The sequence below is a fragment of the Variovorax sp. SPNA7 genome, assembly GCF_033807855.1.
Classification (GTDB): Bacteria; Pseudomonadota; Gammaproteobacteria; order Burkholderiales; family Burkholderiaceae_C; genus Variovorax; species Variovorax beijingensis.
In genome coordinates, this window is the sequence record NZ_CP138513.1 from 5,293,557 (window position 1) to 5,311,208 (window position 17,652).

Annotated in this window: 16 protein-coding genes; 7 read left to right on the forward strand and 9 right to left on the reverse strand. The window is 68.8% G+C overall.

Features of this window, described 5'->3' with window-relative positions:
• Nucleotides 1-37: 37 nt before the first annotated feature.
• Nucleotides 38-1,708, reverse strand: a complete 1,671-nt coding sequence (locus tag RZE77_RS24760; protein ID WP_319439691.1) for a WS/DGAT/MGAT family O-acyltransferase — start codon at nucleotides 1,706-1,708, stop codon at nucleotides 38-40.
• 188 nt (nucleotides 1,709-1,896) lie between these two features.
• Between RZE77_RS24760 and RZE77_RS24765 the strand changes: the two genes are divergently transcribed.
• Complete coding sequence (locus RZE77_RS24765; RefSeq protein WP_319439692.1) at nucleotides 1,897-3,954, forward strand: prolyl oligopeptidase family serine peptidase; 2,058 nt, start codon at nucleotides 1,897-1,899, stop codon at nucleotides 3,952-3,954.
• Nucleotides 3,951-4,874, forward strand: a complete 924-nt coding sequence (gene rocF / locus RZE77_RS24770; RefSeq protein ID WP_319427900.1) for an arginase — start codon at nucleotides 3,951-3,953, stop codon at nucleotides 4,872-4,874. The genes RZE77_RS24765 and rocF overlap by 4 nt, the downstream gene beginning before the upstream one ends.
• A gap of 16 nt (nucleotides 4,875-4,890) precedes the next feature.
• On the opposite strand, the gene RZE77_RS24775 is transcribed toward rocF, so the two are convergent.
• The 3 genes from RZE77_RS24775 to RZE77_RS24785 all read right to left on the reverse strand — a co-directional run bounded on the left by RZE77_RS24775 (nucleotide 4,891) and on the right by RZE77_RS24785 (nucleotide 7,620).
• On the reverse strand, nucleotides 4,891-5,580 hold the full coding sequence (locus tag RZE77_RS24775) for a DUF2242 domain-containing protein (RefSeq protein ID WP_319439693.1): 690 nt from the start codon (nucleotides 5,578-5,580) through the stop codon (nucleotides 4,891-4,893).
• An 83-nt stretch (nucleotides 5,581-5,663) separates the two neighbouring features.
• Nucleotides 5,664-6,317, reverse strand: coding sequence for a nucleoside/nucleotide kinase family protein (locus RZE77_RS24780; RefSeq protein WP_319439694.1), 654 nt, complete (start codon nucleotides 6,315-6,317; stop codon nucleotides 5,664-5,666).
• 31 nt (nucleotides 6,318-6,348) lie between these two features.
• Entirely contained in the window at nucleotides 6,349-7,620 is a 1,272-nt protein-coding gene (locus RZE77_RS24785) for a Glu/Leu/Phe/Val family dehydrogenase (RefSeq protein ID WP_319439695.1), read from the reverse strand.
• Between the two features lie 201 nt (nucleotides 7,621-7,821).
• On the opposite strand from RZE77_RS24785, the gene RZE77_RS24790 reads away from it, so the two are divergent.
• On the forward strand, nucleotides 7,822-8,283 hold the full coding sequence (locus RZE77_RS24790) for a hypothetical protein (RefSeq protein WP_319439696.1): 462 nt from the start codon (nucleotides 7,822-7,824) through the stop codon (nucleotides 8,281-8,283).
• Nucleotides 8,284-8,298: 15 nt separating this feature from the next.
• On the opposite strand, the gene RZE77_RS24795 is transcribed toward RZE77_RS24790, so the two are convergent.
• The gene (locus RZE77_RS24795) at nucleotides 8,299-11,271 is read right to left on the reverse strand and encodes an L-glutamate gamma-semialdehyde dehydrogenase (protein WP_319439697.1); all 2,973 of its coding nucleotides are present in this window, start codon (nucleotides 11,269-11,271) and stop codon (nucleotides 8,299-8,301) included.
• A gap of 88 nt (nucleotides 11,272-11,359) precedes the next feature.
• On the opposite strand from RZE77_RS24795, the gene RZE77_RS24800 reads away from it, so the two are divergent.
• Nucleotides 11,360-11,833 (forward strand): Lrp/AsnC ligand binding domain-containing protein, encoded by a 474-nt coding sequence (locus RZE77_RS24800; protein ID WP_319439698.1) that lies wholly within the window; start codon nucleotides 11,360-11,362, stop codon nucleotides 11,831-11,833.
• Between the two features lie 6 nt (nucleotides 11,834-11,839).
• Here RZE77_RS24800 and RZE77_RS24805 read toward each other — a convergent pair whose 3' ends face one another.
• Complete coding sequence (locus tag RZE77_RS24805; RefSeq protein ID WP_319439699.1) at nucleotides 11,840-12,538, reverse strand: YggS family pyridoxal phosphate-dependent enzyme; 699 nt, start codon at nucleotides 12,536-12,538, stop codon at nucleotides 11,840-11,842.
• 51 nt (nucleotides 12,539-12,589) lie between these two features.
• Here RZE77_RS24805 and RZE77_RS24810 point away from each other — a divergent pair, with 51 nt between their 5' ends.
• Genes RZE77_RS24810 through RZE77_RS24820 form a run of 3 tightly spaced genes read left to right on the forward strand, consistent with a single transcriptional unit; the run spans nucleotide 12,590 to nucleotide 15,750 of the window.
• Nucleotides 12,590-13,633 carry a type IV pilus twitching motility protein PilT gene (locus tag RZE77_RS24810; protein ID WP_015867574.1) on the forward strand — a complete coding sequence of 348 codons (1,044 nt, stop codon included), beginning with the start codon at nucleotides 12,590-12,592 and terminating at the stop codon, nucleotides 13,631-13,633.
• 28 nt (nucleotides 13,634-13,661) lie between these two features.
• Nucleotides 13,662-14,798 (forward strand): PilT/PilU family type 4a pilus ATPase, encoded by a 1,137-nt coding sequence (locus RZE77_RS24815; protein ID WP_124958857.1) that lies wholly within the window; start codon nucleotides 13,662-13,664, stop codon nucleotides 14,796-14,798.
• A gap of 43 nt (nucleotides 14,799-14,841) precedes the next feature.
• On the forward strand, nucleotides 14,842-15,750 hold the full coding sequence (locus RZE77_RS24820) for an NAD(P)-dependent oxidoreductase (RefSeq protein WP_319427908.1): 909 nt from the start codon (nucleotides 14,842-14,844) through the stop codon (nucleotides 15,748-15,750).
• 36 nt (nucleotides 15,751-15,786) lie between these two features.
• Here the strand turns inward: RZE77_RS24820 and RZE77_RS24825 are convergent, their stop codons facing one another.
• The 3 genes from RZE77_RS24825 to RZE77_RS24835 all read right to left on the reverse strand — a co-directional run bounded on the left by RZE77_RS24825 (nucleotide 15,787) and on the right by RZE77_RS24835 (nucleotide 17,649).
• Nucleotides 15,787-16,554 (reverse strand): BON domain-containing protein, encoded by a 768-nt coding sequence (locus tag RZE77_RS24825; RefSeq protein ID WP_319439700.1) that lies wholly within the window; start codon nucleotides 16,552-16,554, stop codon nucleotides 15,787-15,789.
• Nucleotides 16,551-17,195: an SIS domain-containing protein gene (locus RZE77_RS24830; RefSeq protein WP_319439701.1), complete on the reverse strand. Its 645-nt coding sequence runs from the start codon at nucleotides 17,193-17,195 to the stop codon at nucleotides 16,551-16,553. The genes RZE77_RS24825 and RZE77_RS24830 overlap by 4 nt, the downstream gene beginning before the upstream one ends.
• Nucleotides 17,196-17,277: 82 nt before the next feature.
• Nucleotides 17,278-17,649, reverse strand: a complete 372-nt coding sequence (locus RZE77_RS24835; RefSeq protein WP_015867579.1) for a YraN family protein — start codon at nucleotides 17,647-17,649, stop codon at nucleotides 17,278-17,280.
• Nucleotides 17,650-17,652 lie beyond the last annotated feature (3 nt).

Here is a 17,652-nt window from a genome sequence, read left to right on the forward strand (position 1 = left end):
CCAACTGCCCCAATTTTCCGGCGTGCGGGCCTGCCGATCATGCCGCAGCGGCCACCCTGGCGCGCTTGGCGGGCGCCGCGGGCCTGCGCGGCGCGGCCTTGGGTGCTGCGGCCTTGGCCGGTGCTTTCCTCGAGGCGGTCTTGGCGACCGGTGGCTTGGCGGTGGGGGCTTTTGCCGCCGGCGACTTCTTCGCTGCGGCTTTTTTTGCAACCGGCCTGGGCGCCGCCTTCACGGCGGGTGCCGGCTCGGGAGCCGCCGCTGTCTTCGCGGGCGCCGCGCCCGCCGCTGCCGGGTGCGTCTGCGTCAGGCCCAGCAGCAGTTGGTGCTCGGCCAGCATGTAGTCGCCGATCTCGGTGATGTCGGGCACCGCGCGGCGGCAGGCGATGAGGCCGTAGTCCATGCGCCCGTTGTAGCTCTGCACCGTGACGTTGAGGGCGGTGCCGTGGCTCGCAATCGACACCGGGTAGTAGCTGGTGACCAGCGCGCCCGCAAAGTACATCGGGAACGGCGCGCCCGCCACGTTGGAGATGGCCACGTTGGCGGCCGGCGGCAGCAGGTTCACGAGGCCCGAGCGGCCCACCATCGAGGCGATGCCCGACACCAGCCAGGGCGCGGCAAAGGTGGGAAAGTCGTCCAGGATCACCGCCTTGAAGCGGTTCATGGTCGACTTCGAGCTGTTCGACGACGCATTGATCGCCTTCAGCCGCTGCACCGGGTCGGTGATGTCGGTGGCCAGGCTCACGAGGATCATGCTGGCCTGGTTGTTGGCCGTGTCGTCGCCCGCTTCGCGCAGGCTCACGGGCACGCCGGCCACCAGCGGCTTGGCGGGCAGCTCGTTGTTGTCGGCCAGGTAGTGGCGCAGCGCGCCGGCCACGGTGGCCATCACCACGTCGTTGAGCGACACGCCGAAATGCTTGGCGATGTGCTTGGTCTCGGCCAGCGAAATGGTGCGGCCGGCAAAGGTGCGCTGGTTGGTGATCGACACGTTCAGCGAGGTGCGCGGCGCAAACAGGTTGAACTTCTTCGGCGCGGTGGCGGCGTCCTTCTCGGCCGCTTTTTCGTCGGGCTTGGCAAGGCCGCCGAGCGCGCGCGCGATGGCCGGCGCCATCTTGAAGAGCTTGACGTACTGCTGCGCCGTGTTGCGCAGCGCCGCGGTCGCGAGCTCGGCCATGCCCAGCTGGTAGCCGCTGCTGCGCGGGCGTGCGCGCGGCGGCTTGACCACGCGGCCCGTCGGCTCGAGGTCGAAGATGGCCTTGCCGAGCGCCACGCCGGCCTGGCCGTCGATGCCCGCATGGTGCACCTTGGTGTAGAGCGCCACCTGGCCGCTCTTCAGGCCGTCGATGATGAAGAACTCCCACATCGGGCGGCTGCGGTCGAGCAAGGTGGAATGCAGCCGGGCCACGTACTGCTGCAGCTGCCGGTTGGTGCCCGGCCTGGGCAGCGTGATGTGGCGCACGTGGTAGTCGAGGTCGATGTCGTCGTCGGCCACCCACACCGGGTTGGTCATGTCGAAGGGCATCAGCGCGAGCTTGCGCGTGAACACGTCGGCCAGGTGGATGCGGCTGGCCATGAACTGCTTGGCGTCCTCGTAGAAATCGCCGTTGTAGCCCTTGGGCAGGTCGAGCACGTTGAGCGAGCCCACGTGCATCGGCATCTCGGGGGTTTCCAGGTGCAGGAAGGTGGCATCAAGACCGCTCAGGTGTTTCATGTGTCGTGTCTCCTTGTGTGCGCAGGCGCCGTCCGGCAGGATACCCGTGGGAGCCCCGCGCATCGAGGCCAAACCACCGAACGCGGGTTTGTCACTAGAGCGGTGCGCGGTGCGCTATGAATTCAATAGCTTCGGCCGACCCTGACGGCGGCATGCCTTTCTTCACGGCGGATTCGTACACTGCGCCCATGACATCCACCGCTTCCACGCAGACCGACGAGCACCAGTGGCTCGAAGACATCGACGGCGCCGAACAGCTCGAATGGGCGCGCCAGCACAACGCGAAGACCGTGCAGCGCTATGCGCAGTCGCCCGCCTTCGAGCGGATGAAGCAGGGCATCCTCGAAGTGCTCGACTCCGAGGCCCGCATTCCGATGGTGCGCAAGATCGGCCCGTTCTTCTACAACTTCTGGCGCGACAAGACGAACCCCAAGGGCCTGTGGCGGCGCACCACGCTGGCCGAATACCGCAAGCCCCAGCCCGACTGGGAAACCGTGCTCGACCTCGATGCGCTGGCCGAGGCCGACAAGGAAAACTGGGTCTGGCACGGCGCCGATTGCCTGCAGCCCGGCTACAAGCGCTGCCTGATCTCGCTCTCGCGCGGCGGCGCCGATGCCGACGTGGTGCGCGAGTTCGACCTCGAGCTCAAGCAGTTCGTCGCGAGCGGCTTCACGCTGCCCGAGGCCAAGAGCAACGTGGCGTGGAAGGACATCGACCACCTCTACGTGGCCACCGACTTCGGCCCCGGCTCGATGACCAGTTCGAGCTACCCGCGCATCGTCAAGGAATGGAAGCGCGGCACGCCGCTTGCGAGCGCGGCCACGGTCTACGAAGGCGGCGAGGACGACATGACGGTCAGCGCCTGGCGCGACAACACGCCGGGCTTCGAGCGCGACTTCGTCTCGCGCCAGATGGACTTCTACGACAGCGAGACCTGGCTGCGCGCGGGCGACGGCCGGCTGGTGAAGATCGACGTGCCCGACGATGCCAGCACCGAGGTCACGCGCGAGTGGATGCTGGTCGAGCCGCGCAGCCCCTGGACCGTGGGCGGCGCCACCTACAAGCCGGGCTCGCTGCTGGCGGCGCGCTTCGACGACTACATGGCCGGCCAGCGCGAGATCACCGTGCTGTTCGAGCCCGACGACACCACCGCGCTCGACGACTATTCGTGGACCCGCCACCACCTGATCCTCAACGTGATGCACGACGTGGTGAACCGGCTCGAAGTGCTCACGCCAGGGGCCGGCTCCAAGGAATGGAAACGCGAGAGCCTGGGCGGCGCGCCCGAGCTCTCGACCATCGCGGCCGGCGGCATCGACGAGGACGAGAACGACGACTACTTCCTGACCGTGAGCGGCTTCCTGCAGCCGACCACGCTCTACATCGGGACCATCGGCCGGGGCGAGCCCGAGCCGCTGAAGGACAGCCCCGCCTTCTTCGATGCCTCCGGCTATCGCGTGAGCCAGCATTTCGCCACCTCGAAGGACGGCACGCGCGTGCCCTACTTCGAGATTGCGCCCAAGGACCTGCAGGCCGACGGCAGGAACCCCACGCTGCAGTACGCCTACGGCGGCTTCGAGATCTCGCTGCAGCCCAGCTACAGCGGTGCCATCGGCCGCGCATGGCTCGAGCAGGGCGGCGTCTACGTGGTCGCCAACATCCGCGGCGGCGGCGAGTACGGGCCGCGCTGGCACCAGGCCGCGCTGCAGCGCGACCGCCTGCGCACCTGCGAAGACTTCGCCGCGGTTTCGGAGCACCTCATCGCGCGCAACATCACCTCGCCGCGGCACCTGGGCGCCATGGGCGGCAGCAACGGCGGCCTGCTGATGGGCAACATGCTCACGCTCCATCCCAGGCTCTACGGCGCCATCGTGAGCGAGGTGGCGCTGCTCGACATGAAGCGCTACACGCATCTTTCGGCCGGCGCCTCGTGGATTGCCGAATACGGCGACCCGGACGACCCGGAAGAATGGGCCTGGATCCAGGCCTTCTCGCCCTACGAGAACGCGAAGAAGGGCCAGCCCTATCCGCCGGCGCTCTTCACCACCTCGACGCGCGACGACCGCGTGGGCCCGGTGCATGCGCGCAAGATGCATGCGAAGCTGGCCGCCATGGGCTACGACAGCAGCTTCTACGAAAACATGGAAGGCGGCCACAGCGCAGCCACCGACAACAAGGAGGCGGCCTTTATGGACGCCCTGGGCTACGCCTACCTGTGGGAGCACATCGGACGAACATCCACATGAGCAACGACAACGGCACCACCCTCGAACTGATCGGCGCGCCCACCGACGTCGGCGCCAGCGTGCGCGGCGCCGGCATGGGCCCCGATGCGCTGCGCGTGGCCGGGCTGCCGGAGGCGCTCGCGCGGCAGGGCTTCACCGTGATCGACCGCGGCAACCTCGCGGGCCCCGCCACCCCGTGGACCGCGCCGGCCAACGGCCTGCGCCACCTCGACGAGGTGATTGCCTGGAACCGCTCGGTCTATGCCGCCGTCGACACCGCCCTGGGCACCGGCCACGTGCCGCTCATGATGGGCGGCGACCACTGCCTGGCCATCGGCTCGATCAGCGCCGTGGCCTGGCATGTGCGCAAGCGGGGCAAGAAGCTGCGTGTGCTGTGGCTCGATGCGCACTCCGACGTCAACACCGAAACCACCAGCCCGAGCGGCAACCTGCACGGCATGCCCGTGTCCTGCCTGCTGGGCCACGGGCCGGCGGCGCTCACCGGCTGGAGCGGCGAGCGCGCGGCGCTGGAGCACGATGCCATCCGCTTCATCGGCATCCGCAGCGTCGACACCGACGAGAAGGACGCCATCCGCGCGCTCGGCCTGCATGTGTTCGACATGCGCCACATCGACGAGCACGGCATGCGCACCACCATGACCGAGGCGCTGCAGGACGTGGACGAAGACACCCACCTGCACGTGAGCTTCGACCTCGACTGCCTCGACCCGAACATCGCGCCCGGCGTGGGCACCGGCGTGCGCGGCGGCCCGACCTACCGCGAGATGCAGCTGTGCATGGAAATGGTCGCCGACACCCGCCGCCTCGGCTCGGTCGACGTGGTGGAACTCAACCCCGCGCTCGACGTGCGCAACCAGACCGCGGAGGTGGCGGTGGAACTGATCGAGAGCCTGTTCGGAAAATCGACGCTGGTGCGCTGAGCGCCCTGGCGCGCAATCAGCCCGGATTCGGCACCGGCTTCACCGGAAAGGTGGTGGCCGGCGCCGCGGGGTTCAACGGCGCGGCGGGCCGCGGCGCCTCGGGCGCCACGCTCGGAACTTCAGGCTCTTCGCCGCCCTGGCCTTCGAGGAAGCGGTCGAGCAGCACGAAGAAGCGGTCATAGAACAGCTCGTCGGTGAGCGTCTCGCTGGCCACCTTGACCATCGCGTCGTCGCTGCCGGCAAAGGGCAGCGAGAGCGAGCCGAAGGCGCCCACGCCCACGCTGGCCGAGTTGTTGACCTTCTTGATGCCGTAGCGGTCCTGCAGCGCGGTCGCGAAGGCCACGGTGCTGCGCTTGCCGGCCTTGCCGCCCTCGCGCGCGCACACCACGCGGAACTCGACCTCCACATGCACCTCGGACGCCGGCTGGAAGCTCTTGCGACCGGTCACCAGGTCGGTGTTGGCCGCGCTGATCATGTAGCCCTGGCTCAGCAGCGCGCGGCGCGCGGCTTCGCAGGTCTGGGCCTCCGTGGCGGCGTAGCTGCGCGTGTGGGTGGTGGTGGAGTCGAACTCCTCGGTCTCGTACGACACGCGGCGCGTGCCGCTGCTGCCGCAGCCGGCGAGCACCAGCATGGACGCGAGGCCGAGAACCAGAGCGGGCGTGCGAAGGACGGAAAGAACCGAAGTGGAAAGGGGAGGCAGGGTCATGGAGCGGCGAATCCTAACCGGCGTGTCCGCCGGCGAAGCTTCGAGCACGCCCGAGCGCCGGTGTTCCCCGCCGCCGCAAATTTTCAGGACCAGTGCAGCAGGTGGTGCGCACGCCCGCGCGTGGCGGCAATCAGGCGCGCGTTGGGCGCATCGGTGGCGGCCACCCAGTCGCGCGCGGCCTCGGCGCTGCGGCCGAACTGCTGGTGGCGCTTCAGCAGCCGCTCCTCGCGCACGGCGTCATCGATGTCGACGTACCAGGCCTCGTCGAGCATGGCCGCCGCGCCGGCCCAGGGGCCGTCGTCGTGCAGAAGATAGTTGCCTTCGGTGATGACCAGTTGGGTCTGCGGCAGCACCGCGATGGCACCGGCGATCGGCTCCTCGATCTCGCGGCGGAATTCGGGCGCATAGACGATCGGGTCGTCCTGGCCCTGCTCGCGCAGCCGCTGCAGCAGCGCCACGTAGCCGGCGCTGTCGAAGGTGTCGGGAGCGCCCTTGCGGCCGGCGCGGCCGAGCCGTTGCAGCTCGACGTTGGCCAGGTGGAAGCCGTCCATCGGCACGACCTGCGCGCGCCCGGCGCCCACGGCCCGCAGCAGCGCCAGCGCGAGCGTGGACTTGCCCGCGCCGGGTGCACCGACCAGCCCCAGCAACTTGCGCCGCCCATCGGCCATCAGGGCCTGCAGGCGGGCCAGGCTGTCTTCGGGAATGGACGGAAGTTGTTGCTCGGGAGAGATGCTCATCCCCCGAGCGTACAACCTTGGCTTCAGCGGATCAGGGGTACAAGCCCCGCTCTTGACGGGCCATCAGGATGCGCTCGCAAGCGACGGCATAGGTGGCGGTGCGCAGCGTGATCTTGTGCCTGTCGGCCGTGTCCCAGATCTGGTTGAGCGCCTTCATCATGATGCGGTCCAGGCGCACGTTGATCTCGTCCTCGTCCCAGAAGAAGGACGAGAAGTCCTGCACCCATTCGAAGTACGAGACCGTCACGCCGCCGGCGTTGCAGATCACGTCGGGCACCACCAGCACGCCGCGTTCGGCCAGGATGTCGTCGGCCGTGGGCACCGTGGGGCCGTTGGCGCCTTCGAGCACCAGCTTGGCGCTGGTCTTCTGTGCGCGCTCGGCGGTGATCTGGCCTTCGAGGGCCGCGGGAATAAGGATGTCGCAGGCCACGTCCCAGAAGGCTTCGTTGGGCACCACCTCGCCGCCCTTGAAGGCGACGACGCCTTCCTTGTTGGCCACCGGGATCAGCGTCGCGAGGTCGAGGCCGTTCGAATTGACGATGGTGCCGGTGTGGTCCTGCACCGCGACGATCTTCGCGCCCGCTTCCGCGAAGAGCTCGGCCGCGACCGAGCCCACGTTGCCGAAGCCCTGCACCGCGATGCGCGCACCGCGCAGGTCCATGCCGAGGCGGCGCGCCGCTTCGCGGCCGGTGACGAACACGCCGCGGCCGGTGGCCTTGACGCGGCCCAGCGAGCCGCCCAGGTGCAGCGGCTTGCCCGTGACCACGCCGGTGGCGGTGCCGCCGACGTTCATCGAGTAGGTGTCCATCATCCACGCCATGATCTGGGCGTTGGTGTTGACGTCGGGCGCGGGAATGTCGGTGTGCGGGCCGATGATGATGCCGATCTCGCTGGTGTAGCGGCGCGTGACCTTCTCCAGTTCCTGCAGCGAAAGCTTCTTCGGGTCGACGCGGATGCCGCCCTTGGCGCCGCCGTACGGCAGGTTGACGGCCGCGGTCTTGATGGTCATCCAGGCCGACAGCGCCATCACTTCTTCCAACGTGACATCGGGGTGGAAGCGCACGCCGCCCTTGCCCGGGCCGCGGCTCATGTTGTGCTGCACGCGGTAGCCCTCGAAGTGGGCGATGGTGCCGTCGTCCATCTCGATCGGCACGTCCACGATCAGCGCGCGCTTGGGGCGCTTGAGCGTCTCGACCCAGCGGGCCAGCGGGCCGAGGTACGGCACCACGCGGTCGACCTGCGAAAGGTAGGTGCCCCAGGGGCTGTTGGCGGTCGGATTGACGAAGGAGAGCTTTTCACTCATGGGAGATCCCTTGGTTTGAATGGATGGCCGCAACGATAGACCTCTCGCGCCCGCCGCGCCATGTCTTATGCGCGCCGCGATGGCGGTTATGCAAGAGAGGTTTGGCCGAACATGACAAAACGGTCATCGCCGGGTCATCGGCGTCCCAGCTGGGGTTTCTAGAGTGGGTGCTACCAACCACCGATCGAAAGGACCGATTCCATGACCCGCTCTTGCACCCGCCTCCTGGCCACGGCCGCCATCTCGTCGCTGCTGGGCCTGGCCGCCGCGCCGAGCCTTGCCGGCAACTATGCGGAAGGCGATCCGCGCCCCGTGCCGTTCGCCTCCTCCACCACGCGCGCCGCTGTCTCGGCCGAGGCCCGGCAGTGGCTCGCGAGCGCGCCGACGCAAGGCTATGCCGAAGGTTCGCCGCAGCCCGAGCCGCGGGTGTCGGCGAACAGCCGCGCGGCCGTGGCGGCCGACACGCAGCTGTGGGTCCGCTCCGGCCTGGCCGCTCAGCAGTACGGCGAAGCGGGCGCCGATCCGTCGAGCCCCGCCTACCGGCAGGCCGCCGCCGAATATGCGCGGCTGCGCACCAGCCCGGCCTACGGCGCGCTGATCGACGAGTTCAACAGCCGGTCATCCTCCGCGCGCGCGGAAGAAGACGGCAATCCCCTGCGCTGAAGACGAACAGCGGCCTCAGGCCACCGCGCTCAGCAGCGCCGCGTTGCCGCCGGCCGCCGTGGTGTTGACCGTGACCGTCTGCTCGGCACAGAAGCGGTAAAGATAGTGCGGCCCGCCGGCCTTGGGCCCGGTGCCGCTGAGCCCCTCGCCGCCAAAGGGCTGCACGCCGACCACCGCGCCGATGATGTTGCGGTTCACGTAGATGTTGCCCACGTGCGCCCGCGTCGCGAGCGCCTGCGCGCGCGAGTCGATGCGGGTCTGGATGCCGAGCGTGAGGCCGTAGCCGAGCGCGTTGATGCGATCGATCACCTCGGCGGGATCGCTCAGCGCGCCCTGGCCCCAGCGCGCGATCTGCAGCACCGGCCCGAAGATCTCGCTGGTCACGCTGTCGATCGAGGGCACCTCGTAGGCCTGCGGCGCGATCAGGTTGCCTTCGGTTGAAGAAGAAGCCGGCGCGAGCAGCCGCTTCGCCTCCGAATCCAGCCGCTTCAGGTGGCGCCGGATGTTGTCGGCCGCCTCGGCGTCGATCACCGGCCCCACGTCGGTCGACAGCAGCGCCGGGTCGCCGGCGGCCAGTTCCCCGGCCGCGCCGCGGATCATCTCGATCACCGCGTCGGCGATGCCCTCGTGCAGCACCAGCAGCCGCAAGGCCGAGCAGCGCTGGCCGGCCGAGCGGAATGCGCTCTGCACCACGGCGTCGACCACCTGCTCGGGCAGCGCGCTCGAATCGACCAGCATCGCGTTGATGCCGCCGGTCTCGGCGATCAGCGGCACGATCGGGCCGTCCTTGGCCGCGAGCGCGCGGTGGATGATGCGCGCCACCTGGGTCGAGCCGGTGAACACCACGCCCGCCACGCCCGGCGCCGCCACCAGCGCGGCGCCCACGGTTTCGCCGGGGCCGTGCAGCAGCTGCAGCGCATCGGCCGGCACGCCGGCGGCGTGCAGCAGCTTCACGGCTTCGAGCGCGACAGCCGGCGTCTGCTCGGCCGGCTTGGCGAGCACCGTGTTGCCGGTGGCGAGCGCGGCCGCCACCTGGCCCGCGAAGATCGCGAGCGGAAAATTCCACGGGCTGATGCACACCCAGGGACCGCGCGCCGTGAGCCGCAGTTCGTTGCTCTCGCCCGTGGGGCCGGGCAGCGCCACCGGCTGCATGATGCGTTCGGCCTCGTCGGCGTAGTAGCGCAGGAAGTCGACGGCCTCGCGCACTTCGGCCACCGCGTCGCCCCAGGTCTTGAAGGCCTCCTTGACCAGCAGCGCGCAGAAGCGCGGCAGCTCGCGCTGCAGCGCGTCGGCGGCCTGGCGCAGCATGGCGGCGCGCGCCTCGACCGGCGTCTTGCGCCAGCTGCGGAAGGCGGCGGCGCTGGCGGCCACGGCCTTGGGCGCGCTGGCGGCATCGAACACCTCGACATGCGGCACCGCGGTGGTCTCCAGCGCCGCCAGCAGCGGCGCGCGCATCGGCTCGACGGCAAGGTCGATGCCTTCGCTGTTGCGCCGCGCCGGCGCCGGGCCGAAGAGCGCGGGCGGCAGCGGCAGGGCGGGGTTCGCCTCTTCGAGCCAGAGCGGCGACATCAGTAGCTCGCCGATGTCCACCTGCTCGTCGCCGAGCTGGTTCACGAACGACGAATTGGCGCCGTTTTCGAGCAGGCGCCGCACGAGGTAGGCGAGCAGGTCCTTGTGCTGGCCCACCGGCGCATACACGCGCACCGGCGCTGTGGTGCTCTTCATCACTTCGCGGTAGACGCCCTCGCCCATGCCATGCAGGCGCTGCAGCTCGAAGGGCGCGCCGGCCGCCTCGGCCATCTGCAGGATGGCGGCGATGGTGCCCGCGTTGTGGGTGGCGAACTGCGGATAGACCGCATCGGGCGCCGACAGCAGCGCGCGCGCGCAGGCCAGGTAGCTCACGTCGCTGTGGTGCTTGTGCGTGAAGACGGGATAGTGCGGCAGGCCGAGTTCCTGGGCCCGCTTGATCTCGGCGTCCCAGTAGGCGCCCTTCACGAGGCGGCACATCAGCCGCAGCTTGTGCCGGCGCGCCACCGCCGTGACGTGCGCAATCAGTTCGAGCGCGCGCGTCTGGTAGGCCTGCAGCGCCAGGCCGAAGCCGCGCCACTGCGGCCGTTCGGCGGCCACGCGCGCAGCCAGCGCCTCGAACACGTCGAGCGACAGCTCGAGCCGGTCGACCTCTTCGGCATCGATGGTGAGGTTGAGGCCGGCATCGGCCGCGAGCTCGCACAGCTGCCACACACGCGGCACCAGCTCGCGCATCACGCGCTCGCGCTGCGCGTCCTCGTAGCGCGGATGCAGCGCGCTGAGCTTGATGGAGATGCCGTCGTTGTGCTCGGGCCCGCGCGCCGCATCGGCACCGGCCGCAATGGCGCCGATGGCCTGCGTGTAGCTCTCGAGGTAGCGCAGCGCATCGGCGTCGGTGCGCGCGCCCTCGCCGAGCATGTCGTAGCTGAAGCGCAGCGCGCCCTGCCGGCGGTGCGCCGAGCGGGCCTCGTCCATGGCTTCGGCGATGGTCTGGCCCAGCACGAACTGGCGCCCCAGCAGCTGCACCGCGCGCAGCGTGGCGGCCACCACCGTGCGGGAGCCGAGCTTGGCCATGAGGCCGGGCGGATGGTCGCCTTCGGGCAGGAATTTCTTCGACATCGCGATGGCGGCGGACGACAGCCGCGACAGCGTGGAATCGGCCGTGCCCTCGAAATCGGCCCGGCCCAGCTGGTCGGCCGTGAGCGCGATGGCCGTGGCGGCGTCGGGCACGCGAAGCAGCGCCTCGGCCAGGCGCATCAGCGCAAGGCCCTCGGCGCTGGAGATCGGGTATTCGCGCAGCAGGCTTTCCATGGCCCAGAACGGCGGCGGATGGCGGCGCACCGCCTCCACCCAGGGCGTGGCGGCGGCGGCCGCGGCGCGCCAGTCGAGCGCGCCTTCGAGCGAGGCGAGCCGGTGCGAGACGACATCGGCTTCAGGGCGGTAAGGGATGGGCAGGTGCATGGCAGTTCCTTGGTTCTATCCCCTATGGTCTTTGGATATAGACCGAATCTTTTGCCAAAAAATATGGGCCCAGCCGGATAATTCACCAATGCTCGACCTGGATCTGGATCGCATCGATCTCCGGCTGCTGAAGATTCTTCAGGAAGACGGCCGCATCACCAACCTCAAGCTGGCCGAAACGGTGGCGCTCTCGCCCACCGCCGTGCTGGCCCGGGTGCAGCGGCTCACGCGCGACGGTTTCATCCAGGGCTACGAGGCGCGGCTCGATCCGCACAAGCTCGGGCGCGGACTCACGGTGTTCGTCGAAATCCTGCTCGACCGCACCACGCCCAACGTGTTCGACCAGTTCAAGGCGGCGGTGCAGCTGCGCGACGAGATCATGGAATGCCACATGGTCGCGGGCGGCTTCGACTACCTGCTCAAGACCCGCATGGCCGACATGGCGGCCTACCGCGAGTTCGCGGGCACGGTGCTGTGGCAACTGCCGGGCGTGCGCGAAACCCGCACCTACGCGGTGATGGAAGAAATCAAGAGCAGCGCGCGGCTGCCGCTGGCCGTTTAGCGCCCGTCAGGCGGCCTTGGGCCGACCGCCGAAGATGGCGGTTCCGATGCGCACCATGGTGCTGCCGGCGCTCACGGCCGCTTCGAGGTCGGCGCTCATGCCCAGCGAGAGCGTGTCGAGTTCGATGCCAGCGGCGCGGATCGCGTCGTACACCGCCCGGGCGCGCAGGCACAGTTCGCGCTGCGCGGCGAAATCCGGCGCCGGTTCGGGAATGGCCATGAGCCCGCGCAGCCGCAAATGTGGCAACGCCGCCACAGCGCGCGCGAGCGGCAACGCCTCTTCAGGCGGCACGCCGGACTTGTTGGCGCCGCCGTCCACGTTGACCTGCAGGCACACCTGAAGCGGCGGCAGATGCGCCGGCCGCTGCGCCGAAAGACGTTCGGCGATCTTGATCCGGTCGATGCCGTGCACCCAGTCGAAATGCTCGGCCACGGGCCGCGTCTTGTTGCTCTGCAGAGGGCCGATGCAGTGCCATTCGAGTTCTGCGCGCAGGTCCGAAAGCGCCGCGATCTTGTCCAGCCCCTCCTGCACGTAGTTCTCGCCGAAGGCCCGCTGGCCCGCCGCGTGGGCCTCGCGCACGGCCTCGGGGCCGAAGGTCTTGGACACCGCCAGCAGCCGGACTTCGGCCGGGTTGCGCCCATGTTCGGCGCAGGCCTTTGCGATCCGGTTCTTTACTTGCTGGAGGTCGTCGCCAATCATCGTCATAATCTTCCAAAATCGTATCAAAACGTCACCGAACTCGAGCCGAGGACCCCCGTGGACATTACCCAGCTGCTGGCATTCAGCGTCAAGAACAAAGCCTCCGACCTGCACTTGTCGGCCGGCCTGCCGCCGATGATCCGCGTCCACGGCGACGTGCGGCGCATCAACGTCGATGCGCTCGACCACAAGTCGGTGCACGCCATGGTGTACGACATCATGAGCGACACCCACCGCAAGCACTATGAAGAGTTCCTGGAGGTCGACTTCTCGTTCGAGATCGACGGCCTCGCGCGCTTCCGTGTGAATGCCTTCAACCAGGCGCGCGGCGCGGCGGCGGTGTTCCGGACCATTCCCTCGAAGATCCTCACGCTGGAGCAGCTCAACGCGCCCAAGATTTTCGCGGAACTGGCGCTCAAGCCGCGCGGGCTGGTGCTGGTGACGGGGCCCACCGGCTCGGGCAAGTCCACCACCCTGGCCGCGATGGTCAACTACCTGAACGAAAACGAGTACGGCCACATCCTCACGGTGGAAGACCCGATCGAATTCGTGCACGAATCCAAGAAGTGCCTGATCAACCAGCGCGAGGTCGGGCCGATGACGCTGTCGTTCTCCAACGCGCTGCGCTCGGCGCTGCGCGAAGACCCGGACGCCATCCTGGTGGGCGAGCTGCGCGACCTGGAAACCATTCGCCTGGCCATGACCGCGGCCGAAACGGGCCACCTGGTGTTCGGCACGCTGCACACCTCGTCGGCCGCCAAGACCATCGACCGGATCATCGACGTGTTCCCGGGCGAGGAAAAGGAAATGATCCGCGCCATGCTGTCCGAATCCTTGCAGGCCGTGATCTCGCAGACGCTGTGCAAGACCAAGGACGGCCAGGGCCGCGTGGCGGCGCACGAGATCATGCTGGGCACGCCGGCCATCCGCAACCTGATCCGCGAGGCCAAGGTGGCGCAGATGTATTCGGCCATCCAGACCGGCCAGGGCGCGGGCATGCAGACGCTGGACCAGAACCTGACCGACCTCGTGCGCCGCAATGCCATTTCGGCGGCGGAAGCACGCGGTAAAGCCAAGATCCCCGAGAATTTCCCTGGCTGATCCCAGCCCTTCGGAGCACCGACACATCATGGAACGCGATCAAGCCAGCCAGTTCATCAACGACCTGCTCAAGCTCATGGTGAGCCGCAACGGCAGCGACTTGTTCATCACCGCGGACTTTCCGCCCGCAATCAAGGTGGACGGCAAGGTCACCAAGGTGTCGCAGCAGGCGCTGGGGGCGCAGCACACGCTGGCGCTCACGCGCTCGGTCATGAACGACCGCCAGACGGCGGAGTTCGAGCGCACCAAGGAATGCAACTTCGCGATCTCGCCAACCGGCATCGGCCGCTTCCGCGTGAACGCCTTCGTGCAGCAGGGCAAGGTCGGCATGGTGCTGCGGACCATTCCGGCCAAGCTGCCCACCATCGACGGCCTGGGCATGCCGCAGGTGCTCAAGGACGTGTCGATGACCAAGCGCGGCCTCACCATCCTGGTGGGCGCCACGGGCTCGGGCAAGTCGACCACGCTGGCGGCCATGATCGACTGGCGCAACGAAAATTCCTACGGCCACATCGTGACGGTGGAAGACCCGGTCGAATTCGTGCACCCGCACAAGAACTGCGTGGTCACGCAGCGCGAAGTGGGCATCGACACCGACAGCTGGGAAGCCGCGCTCAAGAACACGCTGCGCCAGGCGCCCGACGTGATTTTGATGGGCGAAATCCGCGACCGCGAGACCATGGAGCACGCGGTGGCCTTTGCCGAGACCGGCCACCTGTGCATGGCCACGCTGCACGCCAACAGCGCCAACCAGGCGCTGGACCGGATCATCAACTTCTTCCCCGAAGAGCGCCGAGCCCAACTGCTGATGGACCTGTCGCTGAACCTGCGCTCGCTGATCTCCCAGCGCCTGGTGCCCACCGAGGACGGCCAGGGCCGCGTGGCGGCGGTGGAAGTGCTGCTGAACACGCCGCTCATTTCCGACCTGATCTTCAAGGGCGAGGTGGGCGAGATCAAGGAGATCATGAAGAAGAGCCGCAACCTCGGCATGCAGACCTTCGACCAGGCGCTGTTCGACCTGTTCGAGAGCCACTCGATCACCTTCGAGGACGCCATCCGCAACGCCGATTCGGCCAACGACCTGCGCCTGCAGATCAAGCTCAACAGCCAGCGCGCGCGCAGCACGGATCTCTCGGCGGGTACGGAGCACTTTGCGATTGTTTAGGCGCAGGTGACGCGGGCTTCGCGTTGGCTTTAAGCTCTCGCCCATGAGCAGCATCAATCCCCGAACCTACGAATCCACCCCCTCCCAGACGGTGGCCTTCCTGGGCCTTGGCGTCATGGGCGGCCCGATGGCCGGGCACCTGGCCAAGGCCGGCCACAAGGTCACGGTCTACAACCGCACACCGGCCAAGGCCGAGGCCTGGGTCGCCGAATTCGGCGCGCCCGGCCGCCATGCCGCCACCCCGCGCGAAGCGGCCGCGGGCGCCGACATCGTCTTCAGCTGCGTGGGCAACGACGACGACCTGCGCGCCGTGGTGCTGGGCCCGAACGGCGCCTTTGCTGGCATGAAGAAAGGCAGCGTGCTGGTCGACCACACCACCGCCTCGGCCGACGTGGCGCGCGAGCTCGCGAACGCGGCGGCATCGGCCGGACTGCAGTTCATCGACGCGCCGGTGTCCGGCGGCCAGGCCGGCGCGCAGAACGGCGCGCTCACCGTGATGTGCGGCGGCGACAAGTCGAGCTTCGAGCGCGTCAAGCCGGTGATGGACGCCTTCGCGCGTGCCGTCACGCTGCTGGGCGCCAGCGGTGCCGGCCAGCTCGCAAAAATGGTGAACCAGATCGCCATCGCGGGCCTGGTGCAGGGCCTGTCCGAAGCCATTGCCTTCGGCCAGCGCGCCGGCCTCGACATGAAGCTGGTGCTCGAGGTGATCGGCAAGGGCGCCGCCCAGAGCTGGCAGATGGACAACCGCGGCAAGACCATGATCGACGGCAAGTTCGACTACGGCTTTGCCGTCGACTGGATGCGCAAGGACCTGGGCCTGGTGCTCGACGAGGCCAAGCGCAACGGCGCGCGCGTGCCCGTGACGGCGCTGGTCGACCAGTTCTATGCCGACGTGCAGCAGGCCGGCGGGCGGCGCTGGGACACGTCGAGCCTGATCATCCGGCTCAAGTAAACAAAAAGCCCGCGCGAAGCGGGCTTTTTTTATGGCTCAGCGTACCGGCGTGGTCGTTGCGCCGCCGGGCTGGGCCGGCGGCAGCGGCTCCATCGGCGGCAGCGGCACGCGCGACGACGAAGAAGACCCGGGCGCCGACTGCGGCGCGGCCGCGGGCGCCGGGGCGGGTGCCCCGGTGCCGCCGCGCTGCGCCTGGCTGGCCAGCTCGGCCTCGCTCACCACCTCGACCACGCGCACCACCTTCTGCACGCCCGAGATGCCGCGCGCGATTTCGGTCGCGCGGTCGGTTTCGCGGCGCGTCGCGATGCCCATCAGGTAGACCACGCCGCGCTCGGTCACCACCTTGAACGAATTGGCGAAGATGTCCTTGGCATCGAGCAGCGAGGCCTTGACCTTGCCGCTGATGAACAGGTCGTTCGAGCGTTCCTGGAAGGTGCTGGACTGGCCGATGGTGAGCTCGTTGACCACCGAGCGCACGTTGTCCACGCGCTGCACCACTTCTTCGACGCGGCGGCGGTCGGCCTCGCTGCCCACGGCGCCGGTCAGCAGCACCTGGCGGTTGAAGCTGGTGACGCTCACGTACATGTTGTCGTTGGCGATCTCGCGCACGCGGGCCGCCGCGCGCAGCTCGATGCCCTGGTCGTCGAGCTGGGCGCCGGAGCTGCGGCGATCGGTGGCGACCATGCCCACGCCCACCGCCGCGGCCCCTCCGACCACGAGCGGCACGCAGGCCGAAAGCCCGGCAACCAGGACGGTTCCCGAGGCAAGTGCAATGGCGAAGCGCTGGAACGGTGTCGTTGTCATGTGGAAGCTTCCTGTTCTCCGAGTAGCTGGGCATCCACGCCGTCGCACAGGCAGTGCAGTGCGAGCAGGTGGATTTCGTGGATACGCGCCGCACGTTCGTGCGACACGCCGATCTGGACGTCCGTTTCGCGCAGCGCGCGGCCGATGGCGCCACCGGTTCCGCTGCTGCCAGCGCCGGGCGATGCCGGCTGGCCGGCGCTGGCGTTGCCGAGCAGCGCCACCACCGTCATGTCGCGCTCGTGCGCAGCCAGCACCGCGGCCAGCACGGCCGCCGACTGGCCGCTCGCGCTCAGCGCCAGCAGCACGTCGCCGGCCTGGCCGAGCGCGCGCACCTGGCGGGCAAAACGGTCGACGTCGGTGGCAGCGGCGCTGTCGGCCGCCGGATCGGTGGGATCGCCGGGCAGCGCGATGGCGCCGAGCTCGGGACGCTCGCGCTCGAAGCGGCCGACGAACTGCGCCGCGAACTGCGCCGCCAGCAGGCCCGAGACGCCCGCGCCGCAGGCCAGCACCTTGCCGCCGCTGGTCACGCACGCGAGGATCGCCTGCATGGCCTGCGAAATGGGTTTGCTGAGGATGGGGCCGGCCTGGTACTTGAGGTCGGCGCTGTCGATGAAGTGTTGCTGAATCCGTTGCTCGAGCATGGGGCGCGATGATACCGGGGGGCGGTGAAACAAGACGTTTGCGATGGATGGGTGGATTGTGGGTGGAGCCCGCGGCGCGCTTTCAGTTCCCGCCCGCGTCGAACGCGCCCTGCAGCCAGGTGATGCGCTCCTCGACCAGCACCACGTCGAAACGGCACGGCGGCAGCGTGCGCAGCCCGTTCAGGTAATGGCGCGCCGCGAACACGATGCGCCGCTGCTTGAGCCCCGTGATGCTGCCGCCGGCGCCGCCGTGGGTGCCGCTGCTGCGCTGGCGCACCTCCACGAACACCAGCGTGGCGTCGCGCGGATCGCGCATGATCAGGTCGATCTCGCCGCCGCCGCGCCCGGGCGTTCGATAATTGCGCGCTACCAGCGCCAGGCCGGCGCATTGAAGGTGGTCGAGCGCGGCGTCTTCCGCCGCATCGCCGCGATGCTTGGTCGTGATGGTCTTCATGCT